This is a genomic window from Arthrobacter sp. ISL-69, from assembly GCF_018613775.1.
Classification (GTDB): domain Bacteria; phylum Actinomycetota; class Actinomycetes; order Actinomycetales; family Micrococcaceae; genus Arthrobacter.
The window spans coordinates 282,898-305,474 of sequence record NZ_JAGGPO010000018.1; the positions used below are offsets into that span (position 1 = coordinate 282,898).

Sequence of the window (22,577 nt, forward strand, 5' to 3'; positions counted from 1 at the left end):
GCTTAACCGGCCGGGCGGGTGGTATCAGGAGGCCAGCATGTCAGCCGAGACGGACATCGACCGGGGCAGGTCAGCATTTCAGGAGCATCGCTGGACCGAAGCCCGGAGGCGCTTCCGCGACGCAGATGAGCGCGGCGGGCTGCCGGCTGCCGACCTTGAACGGCTGGCTACTGCCGAGATCCTGACTGGTGCCGGCACCACGGGGCTGGACACCCTGACCCGCTCCCACGAGGAGTACCTGGTGATGGGCGATGTCGAAAGCGCCGCACGCTGCGCGGGCTGGATGGGCATGCAACTGATGTTCTTCGGGGAACAGGCCCGGGCCGGAGGGTGGTTTGCCCGCGGCCAGCGCCTCGTGGATGAAATGGCCGAGCCTGGCGCCGTGCAGGGCCTCCTGCTCCTCCCGGAGGGCCTGGGCAAACTTTACGGCGGTGATCCGGCGGGCGCCTTGCATGCCTTCTCCCGCGTGGCTGAATTCGGCCAGCGGTTCCACGACAGAGACCTGTCTGCACTGGGCCTCCTCGGCACGGCCCAGGCCACCCTGATGCTTGGCCATCCTGACAAAGGACTCAAGATGTTCGACGAGGTGATGGTGGCCGTGACGGCCGGTGAGCTCTCGGCGATTCCGTCAGGGATTATCTACTGCGCAGTCATCGGCAACTGCCACCTGGCCTTCGACCTGGAGAGGGCGCTGGAATGGACGGCGGCCCTGGACCGCTGGTGTAGTGCACGCCCTGACATGGTGTCCTTCAGCGGCCAGTGCCAGGCACACCGCGCCGAACTCTTTATGCTGCATGGGGCGTGGGACGAGGCGCTGATGGCAGCCGGGGCAGCGCAGGGACTCTCCGTCAAGGGAGACCCGCAAGCACTTTACGGCGCCTACTACCAGCAGGGCGAGGTGGAACGGCTTAGTGGAAAACTGGACGACGCCGAAGCGTCCTACAAGCAGGCAGCCCGGACCGGCTACGAGCCGCAGCCGGGCCTAGCACTCCTTTGGCTGGCCCGGGGAAATGCGCACCAGGCCCAAGCGATGATCCGGCGGGCGGCTGACGCGGCCGACCTCGCTACCCGCCGGAACATGCTGCCGGCACTGGTGGAGATCGAACTGGCTGCGTCCGATCCGGAAGCCGCGCGGCGAGGCGTTCAGGAGCTGGAGGTCATGGCCCGCGAATGCCCTACCTCCATGGTCCGTGCCTTTGCCGGCCAGGCGGTGGGCGCTCTCCGTCTCGCAACCGGCGATGCCGCGGCAGCCACGCAACCCTTGCGGGAGGCCTGGCGGTTGTGGCTTGAACTCGGCGTTCCCTATGAGGCCGCCCGCTGCCGCGTGCTGATCGGCTCCGCGTGCCGCGCCCTCGGCGATGAAACGTCGGCCCTGATGGACTTTGAAGCGGCGCAGGCGGAATTACTGGAACTGGGCGCAGCGCCTGCTGCCGCCTGGGCGGCCGCCCTGACGCGCGAAGGAAACAGCGGCGCCAAGGGACCGCTGTCCCCGCGGGAAACCGAAGTGCTGCGGCTCGTGGCCTCGGGCCAGGGAAATCGTGCCATCGCCGCAGAGCTGTATCTCAGCGAAAAAACCGTGGCCCGGCACATCAGCAACATCTTCCTGAAGCTGGGGCTGTCCTCACGGGCGGCGGCTACCAGATACGCCTTCGAGCACGGGCTCGCCGGATGACGGCGAACTGCACAAAATCACCCATCGGCGTCCGCTGCAGAATTGCATAATTTAGCCGACGCGGGCCATGGGCCCCCGCCCGTAGCCTCAAAACATGAACCTTCCCGTCCTGGCCGGCACGTTCTCGACCGTGCTGTTCGCCCTTGGAATGTTGCCGATGCTCCTCAAGGCGGCGCGGACCAAGGACCTGGCGTCGTACAGCCTCAGCAACCTGGTCCTGAGCAACGTGGCCAACGCTGTCCATTCCGTCTACGTGTTCCACCTGCCGGCCGGGCCGATCTGGCTGCTCCACGCGGTATACGTAGTTGCATCCGCACTGATGCTCGTGTGGTGGCTGCGCTACAGGAACGTACGGCCCGGTCCGGATGGAGGGCGGCCGGGAATCAGCGGGGCGCCCGCCAACTGACGGGACGGTTCATCGAATGAATCCGCAGCGCCTGAACAGGAGGCACCACAATGAACAACAGGAACGACGACGGCGGGGCACGCGAGGTACTCGACACCCTGGTCATCGGAGGGGGACAGGCCGGCCTTGCCATGGGGCACTACCTCAAGCGCCAGGACCGGAGATTCCTGATCCTGGACGCGAATGCGCGAATCGGCGACGCCTGGCGGCAGCGCTGGGACACCCTGAGGCTGTTCACACCGGCGAAGTACGACGGCCTGCCCGGTTTGCCGTTTCCGGGAGACCGGCTGTCCTTCCCAACCAAGGACGAGCTCGCGGACTACCTTGAAGCCTACGCCGCCGCTTTTGACCTCCCGGTTCGCAGCGGCATCCGGGTCGAGAGGCTCTGGCGCGAACAGGGACGGTACGTGGCGGCCTCGGACGGCCGCCGGTGGGAAGCCGGCAACGTCGTTGTGGCCACCGGCAGCACCCAGGCGCCCAGGCTGCCGGACTTTGCGGCAGAGCTTGCGCCGTCCATAATCCAACTGCACTCCAGCGAATACCGGAATCCGGGCCAGCTCCAGGACGGCCGTGTCCTCATTGTGGGGCTGGGAAACTCGGGAGCGGAAATTGCCCTTGAAGTCAGCCGGACGCACCCCACGGTGATCGCGGGCAAGCCGGGCGGCGAGCTGCCGGTGCGGCACGGACGGGCCGCGGCGCGCTTCGCCCTCCCCGTGGTGCGTTTCCTCGGGCTCCATGTGCTCACGCTTGACACTCCGATTGGCCGCAAGGCGGCACCACACAAGCTGACCCATGCCGACCCCCTGATCAGGACCAAGAGCAAAGACCTGGCTGCCGCCGGCGTCGAGTTCGTCCCGAGGGTCACCGGTGTGCAGGACGGACAGCCCGTTGTGGCAGGCAGCCCCCTTAATGATGTGTCCAACGTGATCTGGTGCACCGGCTACCGTGAATCGTTCGACTGGATCGAGCCGCGGGTGTTCGACGGCGGCGGGCGGCCCAGACAGCACCGCGGCGTCGCGACCGACATGCCCGGGCTGTTCTTCCTGGGCGAGGAATTCATGTACGCCGCGGTTTCGGCGACCCTCCCCGGTTCATGCCGGGACGCCCGATACCTGGCCGGGAAGATCCGGCCGCCGGCTAGCCTCGGGCACGCAGCGCCTGGTTCCTGAGCCGCCGGGCCATGCTCTCCGGCAGCCGCCTGGTGATCATGCGATAGAAGATCAGCACGGCCAGAGCCGAAGCCACGATTCCCACCAGGTTCAGCAGCAGCTGAACCGCCGATCCTGCCGCTTTCTGGTATTCGCCCAGGACGAGCGCAACTGCCACAAAGCCTGCAGCGGGAACCGTGGTCACGGAAATGAAGACCCCGACCAGGGCGGCCGAGCGGCGGCTGATCAGCGAGAGCATCCCGGCGGCGCCGGCCAGTACGGCAACGATCAGCGAGTAGGGGCCGGGATGGTAGATGAACTCGACGGCGGACCCGGTGTCGAGGGCATTGGCGGGAAAGAGCCCCAGCGGCACCGAAAGCCAGGCGCTCAGGGCAGCCAGGAGCATGGCTACCGGGAAACCGACGCCCAACGCCAGGGCGGCACTCCGACCCAGCTTCCATTTGCGCTGGGCCAGCGCGACTGCCAGGGCTGCGAGTGGCCCGAACTCCGGCCCGACCGCCATGGCCCCGACAATGGCGATGGTCGAATTCGTGACGATGCCAATGGCGGCCAGCTGGGTTGCCAGGACAAGGAACGCCAAGTAGCTCCACGTGAGGCGCGCATCCTCTCCCGTCTGGCGGGTCACCTCGTCCCAGATCACGGCGTCGGCCCCGTCGCCGGGTGCTGCGGCTTCGGCCTGGTCGGCACGCCGGGAGAGCACCAGCTCCGGCATGGAGATGGAAATGGAACCCAGCTCCTGAGCCTTCAGGACATGCAGCTTTTCGAGCAGCTCCTCCACCGATTCCCTGGCGAGGTGGACCACCACCACATCGCCGGGCGGCTGGATGGACGCGCCTTTGTGGACGGCCACTTCCGCCGTCCCGGTTTGCTGTGTGCAGCTTTCCACCACAAGGTCCGAGAGCTCCGCGGGTATGCAGATGCGCACCTGAACGATCATGTTGGCCACTCCTCAGTGTTGCCGGCTTCACGGTCCGGCCTCGCACCAGCCTAGTTTCCGGACCGGCCGACGGCCGGAGCACTGCTCTGGAAACTCCCAGCTTGCAGTGACTTAATGGGAGGCGGGGCTCCTTCGCTGCGCCGGCGATTGGCGATGAACATTACGATTCGGTAACATGGACGCTTTGTCTATCCGCTTGAGGGGTTTTTCTATGTCTGTAGCGAGAGCCCTAGCCTCGCCGCGCCGCAATGGCGCCGGCGTTGAGCCGAACCGAAAATCAAAGTTCCGGCCCGAAATCCAGGGCCTGCGTTCCCTGGCCGTACTGATGGTGGTCAGCTACCACGTCTGGTTTGGCCGGGTGTCGGGCGGCGTTGATGTGTTCCTGCTCATCTCTGCCTTCCTCATGACGCTGCAGTTCGTAGGCAAGTACGAGCAGGGCCGGCCGATGGCCTTGCTCAAGCACTGGCTGCACCTTTTCCGGCGCCTTTTGCCGGCAGCCGTCACGGCCATAACCGCCACCCTGGCGGCGAGCTACGTTCTCCTGCCGCGCACCCGCTGGCTGGACATCATGGACCAGGCCTGGGCGTCCCTCTTCTACTATGAAAACGCATTGCTCCAGGCGCGTGCCGTCGACTACTACGCGACTGACCACAGCCTGGCCAGCCCGTTCCAGCACTTCTGGTCCCTGTCCATCCAGGGCCAGGTCTTCATTCTTTGGCCGCTGGCGTTTGCCGGCGCCGCACTCCTCGCCAAACGGTTCCGGCTGCACTACCGCATCCTGCTCTGCTACATCTTCGCCGGGGTCTTCCTGGTGTCCCTCACCTACTCGATCGTCTTCACCATCACCAACCAGGCGCAGGCCTACTTCGACACCGGTGCGCGCCTGTGGGAATTCGCGCTCGGTACCCTCGTGGCGCTGATTCTGCCCGGCCTTCGCATTCCCCGGACGGGACGCATCATCATGGGCTGGGTGGGCATCCTGGCCATGCTCAGCTGCGGAATCCTGCTCAACGTCCAGGCGGCCTTCCCTGGCGTTGCCGCGCTCTGGCCAACGCTCGCGGCGGCCAGCGTTATCGCCGCAGGACAAACCGGAAGCCGGTTCGGTGTGGACAGGATCCTGAGCACCGGCCCGCTTGTCCGGCTCGGGGACAACTCCTACGCCCTGTACCTGTGGCATTGGCCAGTCCTGGTCATCGCCCTCGCCGCAACGGGGCGCGACCACGCCGGACCCCTCTCCGGTGCCGTCATCATCGTCGTGTCGATGGGGCTGGCGTACCTCACCACCCGCTTTGTCGAGAAGCCGTGGCGGGAGTGGAAATGGCCCGAGGTCAACCGCCGCCGCGCAGCTGTCTCGGTGGCCGCGTGCCTGCTCATCGTTGTGGTCCCCCTGACCGGAGTCCAGATGCAGCAGCATTTCGCGGCCGAGGCGGCGCAGGCCGCTGCCCAGCGGAACAACCCGGGCGCGCAGGCGTTGATTCCCGGGTTTGTTGACAAGAGTGACAGCGACGCCACGATACTGCCTGCCGCGGAGCAGCTGCCCGTGGACTGGGCAACTCTCTCCGGCCCCTGCACGGGTGCGCTGGAGCCTGCCGACGATGCAGTCCGGAACACATGCAGCCAAAGCCGGGAATCCGACGACTCGTCGAAATCCGTTCTGGTGCTGGGCGATTCGCACGCGCAGCAGTGGCTCGCAGCCATCGCAGCCGTCGGGGAACAAAAAGATTGGACCGTCTACGCGATGCTCAAGGGCGGATGCCAGGTCCAGCCGTCGACAGATGATTTCCGTGCAACGAACCCGGACTGCGCCGCCTACAACGATGCGGTGCAGGAGCAGATTGCCAAGAACCCTCCCGACGCCATCATGCTGGTCGGAACGGCAGCGGCGCCTTCGTCCCCTGCCGAAGTCCTCACCCCCGGGCTCGAGGAACTGGCCACAACATGGACGGGTCAGGGCATCGACGTGGTTGCCATCCGGGACAATCCACGGTTCGACTTCAACATGGCCGACTGCGTGGTGACGAAAGGCAAAGACAGCCCGGATTGCCGGCCTGCCCAGGCCAACCTGCTGGCCACCGAGAGTCCGTTTGCACCACTGGAGGGAAAAGTCCGCGGCATGACCTTTATGGACATGACCGACCTGATCTGTGACGGCACCAATTGCCCGGGAGTCGTCGGAAACACCTTTGTCTATTTGGACAACAATCACCTCAGCCGCACGTACGTCGCCAGCATGTCATCCGCATTCGGGGATCGGCTGTTGGCGGCAACCGGCTGGAAGGAACAATGACGGCGCAAACACTGACGGAAACTAACAACGCCAGCGGCGACAAGGCGGCCAGGAAGGAGTACCGCCCGGAGGTCCAGGGCCTTCGGGCCCTCGCCGTGCTGATGGTGGTCACGTACCACGTCTGGCTGGGCCGGGTATCCGGGGGCGTGGACATCTTCCTGCTCATCTCCGCTTTCCTGCTTACGCTCTCGTTCGTCCGCAAGGTGGAAAACGGCAGCCCCCTCAAGCTGGTCAGCCACTGGCTGCACCTCTTCAAGCGGCTGCTGCCGGCCGCCGTCGTGGTTATTCTGGGAGTCCTCATCGGGACGTGGGCCATCCTGCCCCAAAGCCGCTGGCCGGACGTCCTGGACGAGGCATGGGCCTCCCTGCTCTACCGGCAGAACTGGCTGCTCGCGGACTCGGCCGTCGACTACTACGCCCAGGACCACTCGGGCGCGAGCCCGCTCCAGCATTTCTGGTCGCTGTCCATCCAGGGGCAGGTCTTCATTCTGTGGCCGCTCGTGTTTGCGGGAGTGGCCGTGCTGCACCGGGTCCTCCGCCGGCCGGCCGTCAGCTACCGGCTGCTCCTGGCCGTTGCCTTCGGGGCGATCTTTGCCGTGTCGCTTGCCTACTCCATTGACCAGACCGCCACGAACCAGGCCTACGCCTACTTCGACACCCGGACCAGGCTGTGGGAATTCGCGCTGGGCTCACTCCTCGCGTTGGCGCTGCCCTACCTGAAGCCCGGAAAAATCGTCCGGGTCATCCTGGGCTGGACAGGCGTCGCGGCCATGGTCTCCTGCGGCCTGCTGCTGACCGTGGACCGGTCCTTTCCCGGGTTCGTGGCGCTGTGGCCCACCTTGGCGGCCGCCGCCATCATCGTGGCCGGCCAGAGCGGCAGCCGCTTCGGCGCCGACCGCCTGCTGAGCTGGAAACCGCTTGTGTCCCTCGGCGACAACTCCTACGCGCTGTACCTCTGGCATTGGCCGCTGCTGGTCCTTGCCCTCGCCGGCACCGGAATTGTGGCACCCAACCTCGTCCAGGGCCTCGCGATCGTGGCCGCTTCCGTGGTCATGGCCGTCCTCACCACCCGCTTTGTGGAGAAGCCCCTGCGTGAATGGCACTGGCCGCAGCGGCGGATCTGGCGCAACGCCGTCGTGATTGTGGCCTGCGGCGCGCTGCTCGCCGGGCCGGTGTCCCTGTGGCAGACCAACCTGACTGCCGAGGAAGCCGCCGCCGCCGCGCAGCCCAGGGAACTGACTCCCGGCGCCGCAGCCCTGGCCCCGGAAAACGCGGGTAAGCCGACGCCGGAAGCGAAGATCATCCCGGCGCCTGCTGCCATGAAGGATGAGTGGGCGGATATCGACGGGCTGTGCACGGACGGCAACGTGCCCAGTGATCCGCTGCTGTCCGGCTGCCTGCAGAACAGCAAACCCGAAGTTGTCACCAAACGGATCGTAGTGCTTGGCGATTCGCACGCGCAGCAGTACATGGCCGCGCTGGGCCCGATCGCCAAGGAGCACGGCTGGGAAGTGGTCACCCTCCTAAAGGGCAGCTGCCGCTTCGGCGCAGAGTCGGCCGAGCGGGACGCGGAGTGCAATGCCTTCAACAAGGCCAGCGCGGAATATGTGCTTGAGCACAAGCCGGACGCGGTGTTCACCGTTGCGTCACAGACGCACGTGGAGGCGCCGTTCGAAACGGAAGTGCCGGGTTACCTTGAGGGCATCAAACCGTTCACCGACGCCGGCATGGACGTCGTGGGAGTCCGGGACAACCCGCGCTTCGGTTTCAACATGCCGGAGTGCGTACAGAAGAGGGGCGCCGCCGCGGAGGAGTGCAATCCGCCGCTCAGTGAATCGCTCGCCGGCTCGTCACCGCTGGACGAATACCGCGGCAAGGTGGACGGCCTCCACCTGATGGACCTGAGCGACTTCATCTGCGCGGACGGCATTTGTCCGGCCGTGGTGGGCAACGTATACGTCTACAAGGATGACAACCATCTGACCAAGACGTACGTGCAGAGCATGATTCCCATGTTCGAGAAGCGGCTGCTCGCCGCCACCGGCTGGACCTGAGCCGGCGGGCACCCCGCCGGAGCCGGGGCCGGCGGGTGCGGTTCCTCACATTACCGCCGCGGAATATGGGGATCGCCGCCGAGGTTCTAGAATTTATTCAATACTTCCGCACGAACGTAGCAACCCCCGCACGAAATTCTGCACAGGCCAGTCCCGTAATGACGGGCTGGTCATCAGTTGCAACCCCTACCCGTGAACCCCAGAAATTAAGGTAAGAGGCGCACTCATGACCCAGCCCGAACACAACCCGTTCGGCTTCATCGGCCTGACCTACGACGACGTCCTGCTCCTGCCCGGACACACCAACGTCATCCCGTCAGAGGCAGACACGTCCTCGCGCATTTCCAAGCGCATCTCCGTCCAGACACCGCTGCTCTCCGCGGCCATGGACACCGTCACGGAGTCCCGGATGGCCATCGCCATGGCCCGCCAGGGCGGCCTCGGCGTGGTTCACCGCAACCTGTCCATCCAGGACCAGGCCGACCAGGTTGACCGCGTGAAGCGCAGCGAGTCCGGGATGATCACCAACCCGCTGACCATCGGGCCGGAAGCGACGCTGGCCGAGCTGGACGAGATCTGCTCGCACTACCGCGTCTCCGGCCTGCCCGTTGTGGACGAGGGCATGCGGCTGCTGGGCATCGTCACCAACCGCGACACCCGCTTCGTGCCGGAAGCGGATTTCCCGATCCGCCTGGTCAGCGATGTCATGACCAAGATGCCCCTGGTCACCGGGCACGTGGGCATCAGCCGCGAGGAGGCCTCGCACAAGCTGGCCACCAACAAGATTGAAAAACTTCCCCTTGTGGACGAGCAGGGCCGGCTCAAGGGCCTCATCACCACCAAGGACTTCACCAAGGCGGAGCAGTACCCGCTGGCCACGAAGGACGACGAAGGCCGGCTGCGCGTCGGCGCCGCCATCGGCTTCTTCGGTGACGGCTGGGAACGTGCCATGGCCCTCATCGACGCCGGTGTGGATGCCCTGTTCGTGGACACCGCCAACGGGCACTCCCAGGGCGTGCTGGACATGATCCGCCGCCTGAAGTCCGATCCCGTGGCGGCGCACGTGGACATCATCGGCGGCCAGGCCGCCACCCGCGAGGGTGCGCAGGCGCTGATCGACGCCGGTGCCGACGGCATCAAGGTGGGCGTGGGCCCGGGCTCCATCTGCACCACCCGCGTTGTGGCGGGTGTGGGCGTCCCGCAGATCACCGCCATCTACGAGTCCGCTAAGGCGGCCATCCCGGCCGGCGTTCCGCTGATTGCCGACGGCGGCCTCCAGTACTCGGGCGACATCGGCAAGGCGCTGGTTGCCGGCGCCGACACCGTGATGCTCGGATCCCTGCTGGCCGGCTGTGACGAATCACCCGGCGAGCTGATCTTCGTCAACGGCAAGCAGTTCAAGAGCTACCGCGGCATGGGATCCCTCGGGGCCATGCAGACGCGCGGCAAGAACACGTCCTACTCCAAGGACCGTTACTTCCAGGCGGACGTGTCCGGCGACGACAAGCTGATCCCGGAAGGCATCGAAGGCCGCGTCGCCTACCGCGGCCCGCTGGCATCAGTTGCCTACCAGCTGGTCGGCGGCCTCCGCCAGACCATGTTCTACACCGGCGCTCCGACCGTGGCCGAGCTGAAGGCACGGGGCAAGTTCGTCCGCATCACGCCGGCCGGACTCAAGGAATCGCACCCGCACGACATCCAGATGACGGTTGAAGCTCCGAACTACGGTTCACGTTAAGAACACTGTTCAAGCGGGCCATGGGGAACTGTCCCCATGGCCCGCTTTGTGTCTGCGCCTGTATCGTCGGCCGTGACCGCGGGGATTCCACGCTGACTGCATGGGGGATGCGTGACAACCCGAGTACGAGTACGGCGAGAAGTACTGACCCTGCCGCCCGGCCAGGGCGTGCGGAACTAGGCTGTAGTCATGCCCGAACCACGCCATCCCGCAGAACTGAGCCCCAAGCGGGATCCCAAGCGAAAACTCGCTGTGAGGCCCTACGCCCGGGCAGTGGCACAGGTGCTGCGGGTCAGCTTCCGTGCCTCGCCGGCCGCCGTCGTGATGAAGGTGGTCGGCTCGCTGATCTCGGCGCTGCTGCCCTTGGTCACCACCTACTTTGCTGCGCTGACCACCACCGCCCTGGCCGCCGCTTATTCCGGTGATGCCGCTGCCGGCCAGCAGGCAATCATCTACGTCATCATCACAGCCGCCCTGGGCCTGTTCTGGGGCGCTTTCAGCAGTGTGGACCGCTACATCCAGCAGCTCATGAGCTTCAAGGTGGGGGCGATTGTCGGCGACCAGATGTATGAGCGCTTCCTCGCCCTCGAATTCTGGCGCTACGACGACAAGGAGACGGTTGACCTCTACGACCGCGCCAAGAGGTTCTCCGATTCCTATGCCAGGGTCCTGGACCGGATCGCCGCGATCTTCACGCAACTGGTCTCCGTGATCCTGGCGGTCGGGGCGCTCCTGCTGGTGAGCTGGTGGATCGCCGTGATTGTCCTGGTGGCCATCGTCCCCAGCGTGTATCTGCAGTTCAAGCTTTCCCGGGAACAGATTGCCCACTGGAACACGCAGGTTGATTCACGCCGCCAGCGGCGGATGATCGAGACCAACCTGCTGCGTCCCCAGCACATTGCCGAGATGCGCCTGTACGGGATCGTCGGGCATCTCATGGGACTGCGCTCCCGTCTCAGGGACGCCGATGAGAAAAGGCGGCTGGATTTCCAAAAGCACTACATCCCCAAGCAGCTCGCGGCGGACGCCCTGCAGTACGGGGCCGAGGTCGTTTCGCTGATCTGGGTGGTGGGCCAGATCATCGCCCGCGCGCAGCCTGTGGGGCAGTTCCTGTACGTCCAACAGATCGTCAGCAGGGCGCTGTCCACGGCCAACAACCTCGTCTCTTCGCTCAGCTCCATCGACGAGGACCTGGCGAACCTCAAGGACTACGAGCTATTCATGGCAATGCCGGTTCACTCGGAGCATGCACCGCCGCTGCTGCAGGCTCCGAAGACTGTGGAGCTGCGGGATATCCGCTTTACATATACCGGCAGCGACATCGAGGTGATCCGAGGCATCACCATGACCATCCGCGAGGGCCAGCACATCGCCATCGTGGGGGAGAACGGCGCCGGGAAGTCCACGCTGATCCGAATTCTCGCGGGGCTCTACCGCCCCGATTCCGGGCAGGTGATGCTCGACGGCGTCGACCTCGCCGCCGTCGACGTCAAGTCCTGGCACCGCCATCTGGCGGTGCTGAGCCAGGAATTCCTCAAGTACGAGTTCGCCACGGCTGCGGAAAACATTCTTTTTGGCGACGTCGATTCGCCGCGGGACGATGAACGGATCCGCCGGTCTGCCTCCGACGCCGAGGCGCTCGATTTCATCAATAAGCTGCCCAACGGCCTCGACAACCACGTCAGCAACTGGATGGAGGATCCGCGCGGCCGCAAGGGCAGCGGACTCAGCGGCGGGCAATGGCAGCGGCTCGCGATGGCCCGGAACTTTTACCGGAACGCCACCTTCATGGTCATGGACGAGCCGACGTCCGCCATTGATGCGCTGGCCGAGCACCGGATTTTCACCCGGCTTTTCGCGGACCGGAGCAGCACCATCATTGCCATCAGCCACCGGCTCGCAACGATAGAGAAAGCCGACATTGTCTACATGCTTGAGGACGGGGAGATCGTGGAACAGGGGACCCACAAGGAGCTGGTGGCACTGGGCGGCCGCTACTTCCGGATGTTCGAATCCCAGCTGAGCCTCGACGCTTAGAGCGGGCCATAAGTCGCGGTACCGTACCGGTCGCGCCACGTGGCCAGGTCATCTTCCACCGCCGCGAGTAGAACAGGGTTCGCCTGGACCCTTCGTCGGAAGGACTGACGGGCCCTGCCCAATACCACCGACGGGACGAAGATGCAGGTCACCAGGAGAATCACTATGAGGAGATGAAGCGAGCCCCGGCAAGGCCGTCGCCAGGATCCCGCCTCCAGAAAAATACGCCCAGTACGAACAGGGCAGCGCCCAACAGGCCGAGGACCAGGGCCCCGGCCGGATTGCCTGACATGACGGAGACGAACCCGCCACCCAGGACCAGGACGGGGCCGCAGCCGATTGCGCTGCTCCAGGCTGCCGCCAAGGCGCCTTGGGCGTCGGCCAATTGCCGCAAACGGGAAGGGGCATTCGGTGGACTGATCCGGGCCCGTTCCGGGGAGATCCAGTAATCGAGGGGATGCGCGGGCTGGTCAGCCGCGAAGGGACTTGAAAATGTCATGCCGGACTAGGAACCCAGCCCCTCGGGCAGCCGATGATCCAGGTCTTCCGCTGAGAGGGGACTGGTACGCGCCAGCCACCGGGCATACAGTTCGTCGCGCCGGGCCAGCAGGTGACGGCGTGAATAGAGCAGCGCTGCGGATATCGGGACGGGAAAGGCTGCCAGTAACCACAAAATCGGGAGGGCTTCCGGCGACGTTCCGTTGGACGTGAGGGTCACTAAAGGGACCACGACCGCCAGCATCACGATCGGGACTGCGGCGGCAACTCCGGGTGCTATCCGAATCTCCTGGTCCGTGCGGGCAAAGTCCGTTGCCGGCCGCGGCGGCCTGCGCGTGAACCTCGGGCCGATGCCAGCCAGCCAGCCGACCCCGGAAAGGACGAGGCCCAGGGCCGCTGTCAGAAGGCCGGTCTCGGGGGACTGGCCGGTGGCGGCCTCTGCCATGGCGTACGCCAATCCCGGAATGGCGAAGACCATGCCCATCCACCAAAACAAGAACACGCGGTTGCGGCGGTGCGCATGCCCCAAGGCGAGTTCCGAAAACAACGCCGTCGCGCGGGAAACCGTCCCGGTGCCGGAGCCCGTCAGCCCCGTGCCCGTCATTCCGGACCGGCCAGTAGCGAGCGGACCGTACCGAAAGAGCCTGACGCCATGAATTCCCCCAAATTGTTCGTGCCGGCATGAAGGCCTGGGGATTCCTCAGTTCAAACTATTTCATGAAGCCGTACCCCGCGATGGGGACAAGTTCCCCCGTGTGCGCCGACGGCGTCGGCAGCCGTGCCATGCAGGAACCGCCGGCCGCGCACTCTGCGCGGCCGGCGGTTCCGGGATTTCTCCCAGCCAGGAGCTAGGAGGCGGTCACGGAAGTGTCATCAAGGAAGAAGTACGTCGACAGCGATGAATCCTCGACGCCCAGGAAACGCACGGTCACGCTCTGGCCCTTGTAGGCGGAAAGGTCCAGCTGCTTCTGGACGTAGCCGGTGGACTCGTTGAGGTTGGAGTACGTGGCCAGCGTGGAGGTGGAGCCGCCGCTGATCACCTGGACTTTGAGGGTGTCGTAGACCGAGCTGGCAGTGGTTTCGTCAGACTGCACCTTCAGGTAGAAGGACAGCGACACGGCGGACACGGCGGAGGGGACTGCAAATGCCTGGTCGAGCTTGTAGGACGTTGCCTGGCCCCAGCCGTTGAGGCCGGCGAACCGGGTACCGGTCCGGGCATTGGTGCCGGTCTCAAACGTGTCGGCGTGATCGGAAGTCCAGGAAACCGCGCCCTCTTCGAAGCCCGGGTTCAGCAGGAGATTGCCTGACGGCGGGGGAGTAGTCCCGCCCAGCAGGCCCATGGTCTTGGTGGCGTCCGACAGTCCCGCGCCGCAGCCCGTGGTGCAGCCGCCCGGCATGGCCCGCGTTCCCTGCTTGAGTGTGGACTCAACCTGGGCCGGCGTGAGGGAGGATGTCTTGGATTTCATCAGTGCCGCCAGGCCGGCCACGTGCGGGGCCGCCATGGACGTGCCCTGGTAGTTTGCGTAGCCTGCCGAAGCCGGTGTGGTGGTGCCCGTGTTGATAGTGGAGAGGATTCCGCCGCCGGCCACCCTGACGTCGCCGCCGGGAGCGGTCAGGTCAACGGTGGCGCCGAAGTTGGAGTAGTAGGAGAGGCTGCCGCTCGGATTGCCGGCAGCCACGCTGACAACGCTCCCGCAGTTCGCCGGGCGGAAGCCGGAAGCATCCTGATTGCTGTTGCCGGCAGCGACAACCACTGTGGTGCCGCGGGAAACTGCGGAATCGATGGCTGCCTGATAGGTGCTGCCGCAGGCGCCTGATCCACCCAGGCTCATGTTGATGACCTTGGCGGGATTGGCGTTGGCCGGGATGCCTGCGACGGTTCCGCCGGCTGACCAGATGATGGCATCGGCGATGTCGGACAGTGAGCCGCCGCACTTGGCGAGAACCCGGACCGGCACCACCTTGGCGTTGGGAGCGACGCCCGCCACTCCGGTAGCGTTGCCGGTGACGGCTGCAATCGTGCCCGCGACATGTGTTCCGTGCCAGGAACTGTTGCCGGCAGCTGTCTGGCCGCACTCCCCGGCGGCGTACCAGTCGCCCTGGTCCTGCGCGTTGGCGTCGCGGCCGTTGCCGTCGCGTGCGGCAGTGGCGTCCGAGACGAAGTCATAGCCGGGCAGCACGTTCGCGTCGAGGTCGGCGTGAGCCGTGATGCCGGTGTCGATGACGGCCACGGTGACGCCGGTACCTGTTGCGACGTCCCACGCGCCGGGGATCCGCATACCATTCGTGGCCGTGAAATCCCACTGTTCGCCGTAGCGCGGGTCGTTCGGCGTAAGCGCCACGGTCATGCGGGCGTCAGGTTCGACGGACTCGACCGACCCGGACGCTGCAATTTCAGTCATGAAGTCCTCGGCGGCCTGGCCGGAGAGGGCCCGATCCGCCTCAATCAGTGTTCCCCCGGTGGCCAGGGTGCGGACCTCCTTCACGGCCACGCCCTGTTCCTTGGCCGCCTTGCCCCACGCGTTGGCACGGCCGTTCGCTGTGGCGTTGGCCGCGCTCTCCTTGTAGTCCACGATGAACTTGGTATAGGCCTCGCCGGCGGTCACGTCCTGCACCGTAGCAACAGTGGCATTTTGCCCTGCAGCGGCGCGGCCGCCGGCTGCCGCGTCCCCGGCTTCAGTGGTGGCGAAGACCGGTGAACTGGCGAAGGCCAGGGTGCCGACTGCTGCGGCGAGCGACAGGGCCAAAATGCGGTGGCGCCTGAATGATGCACTTCCTGCTCTTCTCAAAAGGATCTTCTTTCTCGGATCGGGCACACGGGTGGCCCTGATGATGGAGTGATGGATGGTCACGTGGTGTATCAGGTGGTAACCGAGAGTAAACGTAAAGATATTTTCATAACTTGTAAATGGTTGACAAATCATGTCAATAAAGGGTTGACTATCAGTTTCCAGAACGGGTTCGGGGGAGTCGCCCCGCCGTATCCCGCGGGGTCAAGTAAAGTGGTCACGTGACTTATGAGATTGAGATTGGCCGTGGCAAGCGTGGGCGTCGTGCCTACTCCCTGGATGACATCGCGATCGTCCCCAACCGTCGGACGCGTGATCCCAAGGACGTTTCGGTCTCGTGGCAGATAGACGCCTACAAGTTCGACATGCCTGTTATCGCCGCGCCCATGGACTCGGCGATGTCGCCCGAGACCGCCATTGCCCTGGGCCGCCTCGGCGGACTCGGCGTGCTGGACCTGGAGGGGCTCTGGACGCGGTACGAGGATCCGCAGTCCGTGCTCGACCAGATCGGGGCGCTGGAGGATGAAACCAACAGCCCCGCCGTCACCCGGCGCATGCAGGAGCTCTACCAGGCGCCCATCCAGCCGGAACTGATCACGTCCCGCCTGGCCGAAATCCGAGCCGCAGGCGTGACCGTCGCCGGCTCGCTCACCCCGCAGCGCACCCAGGAGCACTACAAGACCGTCGTGGCCGCCGGTGTGGACATCTTCGTCATCAGGGGAACCACCGTCTCGGCCGAGCACGTCTCCAAGGACCACGAGCCGCTCAACCTGAAGCAGTTCATCTACGAGCTGGACGTCCCCGTGATTGTGGGCGGCGCCGCCGGTTACACGCCCGCCCTGCACCTCATGCGCACCGGCGCTGCCGGCGTACTGGTGGGCTTCGGCGGCGGCGCCACGACCACCACCCGCCGCGCCCTCGGCATCCACTCACCGATGGCATCGGCAATTTCCGACGTCGCCGCGGCCCGCCGCGATTACATGGACGAGTCCGGCGGCCGTTACGTTCACGTGATTGCCGACGGCGGTATGGGCTCCTCCGGTGACATCGTCAAGGCCATCGCCATGGGCGCAGACGCCGTGATGCTCGGCAGTGCACTGGCCAGGGCGGAAGAAGCGCCGGGCAAGGGCTGGCACTGGGGCCAGGAGGCCCACCACCTGGAACTCCCGCGCGGCGACAGGGTAAACGTCGGCACGGTGGGCCCGCTCGAGGAGGTCCTCTTCGGCCCCGGCCACCACACCAACGGAACGTCGAACCTGATCGGCGCCCTCCGCCGCTCCATGGCGACCACCGGCTATTCGGACCTGAAGGAATTCCAGCGGGTCGACGTCGTCGTGTCCCCGTACTCCGGAAACTGACGCTCCAGCCGGTCCCGGGCTGTCCGGGACCGGCTGCAAATGAGCCCTGCCCATCCGCATGCCTAGGAAGTAGTCTGTGAACTACGAGGTTTGATGCGGATGGAGGCTTGAAATGTTCAGTTCTTCCGGTGGTTCGTCCTTTGCACAGGGGGCCCTTGGCCCGGCCGCCAGGGAGGCATCGCTTGCGGCGCTCAAGGCGACGATGGAGCCGGGCAAGGAACTCGACATCCTCATTGTCGGTGGTGGCATCGTCGGGACCGGCGCTGCCCTCGATGCCGTCACGCGGGGCCTGAGTGTCGGCATCGTGGAGGCCAACGACTGGGCCGCAGGCACGTCTTCGCGTTCCTCCAAACTCATTCACGGCGGACTGCGCTACCTCGAAATGCTTGACTTCGGGCTCGTCAAGGAAGCGCTGCATGAACGCGGGCTGCTGCTGTCCGAGATCGCTCCGCACCTCGCCCGGCCGGTACCCTTCCTCTACCCGCTGACCAAGCCCTTCTTCGAACGGCCCTACATCGGCGCCGGCATTGCCCTGTACGACGTCATGTCCATTTCCGGCGGGCACAAACGGGGCGTGCCGTTCCACAAGCACCTGAGCCGCCGCGGCACCCTCCGCGCCGCGCCGAGCCTGAAGGATGACGCCTTCGTCGGTTCCATCAGGTACTACGACGGGCAGGTGGACGACGCCAAGTATGTGGCCAACCTGATCCGCACCGCCGCGCACTATGGCGCCCACGCTATCAACCAGACGGCCGTAGTCGACTTCCTGCGCGAAGGCGAGCGGGTGGTGGGCGCCAAGGTGGTCAACCGCGAGGACGGCACCACCTTCAGCATCCGCGCCAAGCAGGTCATCAACGCAACGGGCGTGTGGACCGACGAAACCCAGGCCATGGTGACGGACCGCGGGCAGCTGAAGGTGCGCGCCTCCAAGGGCATCCACCTCGTAGTGCCGCGCGACCGCTTCCAGTCAACCGTCGGGCTGATCCTCCGGACCGAGAAATCCGTGCTCTTCGTTATCCCCTGGGGCCGGCACTGGATCATCGGCACCACCGACACTGACTGGCACCTGGACAAAGCCCACCCGGCGGCGTCCAGCAAGGACATCGACTACATCCTTGAGCACGTCAACAAAGTGCTCAAGCGGCCCCTGACCAGGGAAGACGTGGAAGGTGTCTACGCCGGGCTGCGTCCGCTCCTGGCCGGCGAGAACGACTCAACCGCCAAGCTTTCCCGCGAGCATGTGGTGGCCCACCCGGTGCCGGGCCTCGTGGTGGTGGCCGGCGGAAAGTGGACCACCTACCGCGTCATGGCCAAGGACGCCGTCGATGAGGCCACCCGGAGCATGGACGAACGCGTGCCGCCGAGCTGCACCGATTCCATCCCGCTGCTCGGAGCCAACGGCTTCAAGGCGGCCTGGAACCGCCGGAACCGGACGGCCGAGGAGTCCGGCGTGCACGTGGCCCGGATTGAACACCTGCTCAACCGGTACGGCTCCATGGCCACCGAGGTCCTGGCGCTCATCAAGGAAAACCCGGCACTGGCCGAGCCGTTGCCGGGCGCCGACGACTACCTCCAGGCCGAAGCCGTCTACGCGGCCACTCACGAGGGGGCCCGTCATGTGCATGACGTATTGACGCGCAGAACCCGTATTTCCATAGAGTCCTGGGACCGGGGTGTGTCCGCTGTCCCCGTTGTCGCTAAGCTGATGGGAGAAATTCTTGGCTGGAGCGATGCGCAGCGCGAAAGCGAAATCAAGCATTACCTTGCCCGGGTGGAAGCCGAACGGCTCAGCCAGGAGCAGCCTGACGATGAATCTGCCGACGCCGCGCGCCTGGGCGTCGAGGACATCGTCCCGTTGCGGTGACAAGGTGGATGACTGACGCGCGCCTCCTGCCTCACTGAAGGGACACCTCTTGGCGGAACCACTGGACCGGTACGATGCCGAACTCACCACACCGGACATGGTGATTCTCGAGCTTGATGCCGCTGACAAGGCGGACGCGGCAACCCAGCTCGCGGAACGGCTCTATGCAGCAGGGCGCGTAACGGACCTGGAAGGCTTCCTGAAGCACGTCAATGCCCGTGAGCACCAGCTCGCCACCGGGCTGCCCGGCGGAGTCGGGCTGCCGCATGCCCGCAGCGAGTTCGTGTCCCGGACCTCCATTGCCGTTGGGATCACCAAATACGGCAGGGCCCTGGACTTCGGCGCGACGGACGGACCGGCAACCGTGATCCTGCTGATCGCGACGCCGGCAAGTTCGTTCTCGGACCACCTTGAGGTTCTCGCCACACTGGCCCGCTCGCTGTCAAAGGAATCATTCCGGGAATCCCTGCGCCGCGCTTACGATGCCGAAGTCATCGCCGAGCTCATCAACTCAAGCCTGGTGTTCTTCGACCACTAGAGGGGACCCGGCTGCCCGGCAATAACCGCGGTTCGTTGTTCTACACGAGGACGAAGTACGGTTAATGTGTGTTGAAAACTGCCCTCAAACCCCGCTGGATCGCAGGCCTGGTCTTTGCGATCGTCATTTCTGGGGTTTTTGTGCTGCTCAGCCAGTGGCAATTCGGCCGATCAACCCAGCCTGAGGCCCCGGTTTCGACCGGGACCGAAGACACCAAGCCCCTTGTTTCGGTGCTGCAGCCGGGTGATTTCTTTCACGGCTCCGCTGCCGACCAAATGGTCGCGGCCACAGGGTCCTACGATCCCGACAAGCAGGTTCTGGTGCCGGGCAGGCTCCACGACGGCGCTACCGGATACTGGGTGGTGTCGGCATTTTCGGTGCAGGATGCCCCTGCGCTGAGCGGTGTTGCTGCGTCACCCGGGACCTGGATCCCGGTGGCCCGCGGGTGGGTGGCCGATCCCGCGGACGCGAGCCCCCCGCCGTCGGGCACTATTGAACTGACCGGACGGCTCCTGCCGTCCGAGGCCCCGCTGCCCAACACCGCCCCCGAACCCGGACGCGCCACTGCCGTATCCGTGGCCGAACTCATCAATGTCTGGGACATCAGCAGCTATCCGGGGTTTGTGGCGGCCACATCCGAGGTCGTCGGTGGCGCCGACGTCAGCGCTTCGGCTGTCAGCGGCGAGCTGAAGCCCCTGCGCATCGGCCCGCAGCCGCCGCCGCAGCAAGTGAACTGGCTCAACCTGTTCTACTCCGTGGAATGGATCGTGTTTGCCGGCTTCGCCCTGTTCATCTGGTGGCGCATGGTAAAGGATGACTACCGCCGCGACCTCGAGGACGAGTTCGACGACGAGGGCGACGAGCACCACCAGCACACGGAAGAAACGCCGCAGTCAGCACAGCAAGCCAACCCGTCAGAAAAATCCAGTACGTCTGAACAAAAGGTACAGCCATGATCGATCCCAAGCCGGCCATTCAGCCCCAGCAGTCCAAGACCAGCGGATCAGGCACCGTGAAAAAGCGTCGGTTCGGCGGGACGGAAGCCCAGATCCGGTCCGCCCTGAAGTTCTATAAAGTCCTGGCATACCTGACCGGTGGGATGCTCCTGCTGCTCTGCGCCGAACTGGTTGCGCGGTACGCCTTCGGCCAGTACCTGTTCGCAGGCGGAACCAACGCGGTCACCGGACAGCCATTCGGCTTCGGGTTCGCCGACGCCGAGCCGCAGGGCGTGCTCGGGGGAGTGAACCTCTCGGTGGCCGTGCTGATTGTCCACGGCTGGATGTACGTTGTGTACCTGATGTCCAACTTCCGCTTGTGGTCGCTGATGCGGTGGCCGTTCGCGAAACTCATCCTCCTGGCACTGGGCGGCGTGATTCCGTTCCTGTCGTTCATCGTGGAGAAGAAGTTCCACGCCGAGGTGGAAGCCGAACTCGCTGCGAATCCGCAGGCGTCCAAGCGCTACTGACCGAACCAGGGTCCTGCCGGCGTTCAGGCGTTGCCCGCACGATGCTTGCACCGGCGTTGGTGTGTGAGATCGCTAACGCCCGGGGCCGATTCAGGCCGCGGACGGCCGTCTCAACGTGCGACTCGGCAAGCGCCCAAGTAGTCTAGGACGGTGACTACTCCCACTGCATCCCAGACTTCCCAGAAGCCGGTGCTGGTTGTTGACTACGGTGCCCAGTACGCGCAGCTGATTGCACGCCGCGTCCGGGAAGCAAATGTGTATTCGGAAGTGGTTCCGCATACCTACAGCACCGAGCAGCTGCTGGCCAAAAATCCCGCCGCCATCATCCTTTCGGGTGGCCCCTCCAGCGTGTACGCGGAAGGTGCACCGAGTGTTGGTGCAGACCTGTTCGAAGCCGGGATCCCTGTCTTCGGCATCTGCTACGGCTTCCAGGCCATGGCCAACGCGCTCGGGGGGAAAGTGGACAAGACCGGCCTGCGCGAGTACGGCTCAACGCAGACCACCATCCTCGGCGAGGGCCGCTCCGTCCTTGAGGGGATGCCGCAGCACCAGAGCACCTGGATGAGCCACGGCGACTCCGTGCACGAGGCGCCGGAAGGCTTTGAAGTGCTGGCCACCACCGCCGGCGCCGAAGTGGCGGCATTCGCCAATGAAGAGAAGTGCCTTTACGGCGTGCAGTGGCACCCCGAGGTGAAGCACTCGGCCTACGGCCAGCAGGTCCTCGAGAACTTCCTGTTCAAGGGCGCCAAGCTTGAACCGAACTGGACCACGGGGAACATCCTCGAGGAACAGGTTGACCGTATCCGCAAGCAGATCGGTGACGCCAGGGTTATCTGCGGCCTCTCCGGCGGCGTCGACTCCGCCGTGGCGGCGGCCCTGGTCCAGCGCGCGGTGGGCGACCAGCTGACCTGTGTGTTCGTGGATCACGGCCTGCTGCGCGAAGGCGAAGCAGAGCAGGTTGAACGCGATTTCGTGGCCGCCACGGGCGTCAAGCTCTACGTCGCCAACGAGCAGGAGCGGTTCCAGGCTGCCCTGGCCGGGGTCAGCGATCCCGAGACCAAGCGCAAGATCATCGGCCGCGAGTTCATCCGTGCGTTCGAGGAAGCCGAACTGGCCATCATCGCCGAGGCAGCTGCGCACGGCGAAAAGATCAAGTTCCTGGTGCAGGGAACGCTGTACCCGGACGTCGTCGAATCCGGCGGCGGCGAAGGTGCAGCCAACATCAAGAGCCACCACAACGTGGGCGGCCTGCCGGAAGACCTGCAGTTCGAGCTCGTCGAGCCGCTTCGTGCGCTGTTCAAAGACGAGGTCCGCGCTGTCGGTGCCCAGCTGGGACTGCCGCAGGAAATCGTCGGCCGCCAGCCGTTCCCGGGGCCGGGCCTCGGCATCCGCATCGTCGGCGAAGTGACCAAGGAACGCCTGGACCTGCTCCGCAAGGCCGACGCGATTGCCCGCGCCGAACTGACCGCCGCCGGCCTGGACAACGAAGTGTGGCAGATGCCGGTTGTCCTGCTGGCAGACGTCCGCAGCGTAGGAGTCATGGGTGACGGCCGGACCTACGGCCACCCGATCGTTCTTCGTCCCGTTTCGTCCGAGGACGCCATGACCGCCGATTGGTCACGGCTTCCGTACGACTTGCTGGCGAAAATCTCCAACCGCATCACCAATGAGGTGGAAGGCGTCAACCGCGTGGTGCTGGATGTGACCAGCAAGCCGCCGGGAACCATCGAGTGGGAATAGCACTTTGAGTGGCCGGTCTCAGCAA

The 22,577-nt window shown here is 65.3% G+C and carries 17 protein-coding genes; 13 read left to right on the forward strand and 4 right to left on the reverse strand.

Annotated elements, in window-relative coordinates:
- Nucleotides 1-37 precede the first annotated feature (37 nt).
- The 3 genes from J7I79_RS13585 to J7I79_RS13595 all read left to right on the forward strand — a co-directional run bounded on the left by J7I79_RS13585 (nt 38) and on the right by J7I79_RS13595 (nt 3,247).
- Complete coding sequence (locus tag J7I79_RS13585; protein ID WP_214953895.1) at nt 38-1,672, forward strand: helix-turn-helix transcriptional regulator; 1,635 nt, start codon at nt 38-40, stop codon at nt 1,670-1,672.
- Between the two features lie 94 nt (nt 1,673-1,766).
- Nucleotides 1,767-2,078 (forward strand): hypothetical protein, encoded by a 312-nt coding sequence (locus J7I79_RS13590; RefSeq protein ID WP_214953897.1) that lies wholly within the window; start codon nt 1,767-1,769, stop codon nt 2,076-2,078.
- Between the two features lie 50 nt (nt 2,079-2,128).
- Nucleotides 2,129-3,247, forward strand: a complete 1,119-nt coding sequence (locus J7I79_RS13595) for an NAD(P)/FAD-dependent oxidoreductase (RefSeq protein WP_214953899.1) — start codon at nt 2,129-2,131, stop codon at nt 3,245-3,247.
- Here J7I79_RS13595 and J7I79_RS13600 read toward each other — a convergent pair.
- On the reverse strand, nt 3,216-4,184 hold the full coding sequence (locus J7I79_RS13600; protein WP_214953901.1) for a DUF389 domain-containing protein: 969 nt from the start codon (nt 4,182-4,184) through the stop codon (nt 3,216-3,218). The genes J7I79_RS13595 and J7I79_RS13600 overlap by 32 nt on opposite strands.
- A 211-nt stretch (nt 4,185-4,395) precedes the next feature.
- On the opposite strand from J7I79_RS13600, the gene J7I79_RS13605 reads away from it, so the two are divergent.
- The 4 genes from J7I79_RS13605 to J7I79_RS13620 all read left to right on the forward strand — a co-directional run bounded on the left by J7I79_RS13605 (nt 4,396) and on the right by J7I79_RS13620 (nt 12,300).
- Nucleotides 4,396-6,471 (forward strand): acyltransferase family protein, encoded by a 2,076-nt coding sequence (locus tag J7I79_RS13605; RefSeq protein WP_214953903.1) that lies wholly within the window; start codon nt 4,396-4,398, stop codon nt 6,469-6,471.
- Nucleotides 6,468-8,525, forward strand: a complete 2,058-nt coding sequence (locus tag J7I79_RS13610; protein ID WP_214953905.1) for an acyltransferase family protein — start codon at nt 6,468-6,470, stop codon at nt 8,523-8,525. The genes J7I79_RS13605 and J7I79_RS13610 overlap by 4 nt, the downstream gene beginning before the upstream one ends.
- Before the next feature lie 226 nt (nt 8,526-8,751).
- On the forward strand, nt 8,752-10,263 hold the full coding sequence (gene guaB / locus J7I79_RS13615) for an IMP dehydrogenase (protein ID WP_104172102.1): 1,512 nt from the start codon (nt 8,752-8,754) through the stop codon (nt 10,261-10,263).
- A gap of 189 nt (nt 10,264-10,452) precedes the next feature.
- Nucleotides 10,453-12,300: an ABC transporter ATP-binding protein gene (locus J7I79_RS13620; RefSeq protein WP_214953907.1), complete on the forward strand. Its 1,848-nt coding sequence runs from the start codon at nt 10,453-10,455 to the stop codon at nt 12,298-12,300.
- A gap of 163 nt (nt 12,301-12,463) precedes the next feature.
- On the opposite strand, the gene J7I79_RS13625 is transcribed toward J7I79_RS13620, so the two are convergent.
- The 3 genes from J7I79_RS13625 to J7I79_RS13635 all read right to left on the reverse strand — a co-directional run bounded on the left by J7I79_RS13625 (nt 12,464) and on the right by J7I79_RS13635 (nt 15,545).
- On the reverse strand, nt 12,464-12,799 hold the full coding sequence (locus J7I79_RS13625; RefSeq protein WP_251042766.1) for a hypothetical protein: 336 nt from the start codon (nt 12,797-12,799) through the stop codon (nt 12,464-12,466).
- Between the two features lie 6 nt (nt 12,800-12,805).
- Nucleotides 12,806-13,402, reverse strand: a complete 597-nt coding sequence (locus J7I79_RS13630; protein ID WP_214953909.1) for a hypothetical protein — start codon at nt 13,400-13,402, stop codon at nt 12,806-12,808.
- Nucleotides 13,403-13,646: 244 nt separating this feature from the next.
- Nucleotides 13,647-15,545 (reverse strand): S8 family peptidase, encoded by a 1,899-nt coding sequence (locus tag J7I79_RS13635; RefSeq protein WP_251042767.1) that lies wholly within the window; start codon nt 15,543-15,545, stop codon nt 13,647-13,649.
- 263 nt (nt 15,546-15,808) lie between these two features.
- Here J7I79_RS13635 and J7I79_RS13640 point away from each other — a divergent pair, with 263 nt between their 5' ends.
- From J7I79_RS13640 to guaA, 6 genes are all read left to right on the forward strand, one after another.
- Nucleotides 15,809-16,945 carry a GuaB3 family IMP dehydrogenase-related protein gene (locus J7I79_RS13640; protein WP_043482875.1) on the forward strand — a complete coding sequence of 379 codons (1,137 nt, stop codon included), beginning with the start codon at nt 15,809-15,811 and terminating at the stop codon, nt 16,943-16,945.
- A 112-nt stretch (nt 16,946-17,057) separates the two neighbouring features.
- On the forward strand, nt 17,058-18,809 hold the full coding sequence (locus J7I79_RS13645; protein ID WP_214953911.1) for a glycerol-3-phosphate dehydrogenase/oxidase: 1,752 nt from the start codon (nt 17,058-17,060) through the stop codon (nt 18,807-18,809).
- A 49-nt stretch (nt 18,810-18,858) separates the two neighbouring features.
- Nucleotides 18,859-19,347, forward strand: a complete 489-nt coding sequence (locus J7I79_RS13650) for a PTS sugar transporter subunit IIA (protein WP_214953913.1) — start codon at nt 18,859-18,861, stop codon at nt 19,345-19,347.
- A 68-nt stretch (nt 19,348-19,415) separates the two neighbouring features.
- Nucleotides 19,416-20,303, forward strand: a complete 888-nt coding sequence (locus J7I79_RS13655) for an SURF1 family protein (RefSeq protein ID WP_214953928.1) — start codon at nt 19,416-19,418, stop codon at nt 20,301-20,303.
- Nucleotides 20,300-20,812 carry a DUF3817 domain-containing protein gene (locus J7I79_RS13660; protein ID WP_104172110.1) on the forward strand — a complete coding sequence of 171 codons (513 nt, stop codon included), beginning with the start codon at nt 20,300-20,302 and terminating at the stop codon, nt 20,810-20,812. Before J7I79_RS13655 ends, J7I79_RS13660 begins: the two co-directional genes overlap by 4 nt.
- A 150-nt stretch (nt 20,813-20,962) precedes the next feature.
- Nucleotides 20,963-22,552 (forward strand): glutamine-hydrolyzing GMP synthase, encoded by a 1,590-nt coding sequence (gene guaA, locus J7I79_RS13665; RefSeq protein WP_214953930.1) that lies wholly within the window; start codon nt 20,963-20,965, stop codon nt 22,550-22,552.
- Nucleotides 22,553-22,577 lie beyond the last annotated feature (25 nt).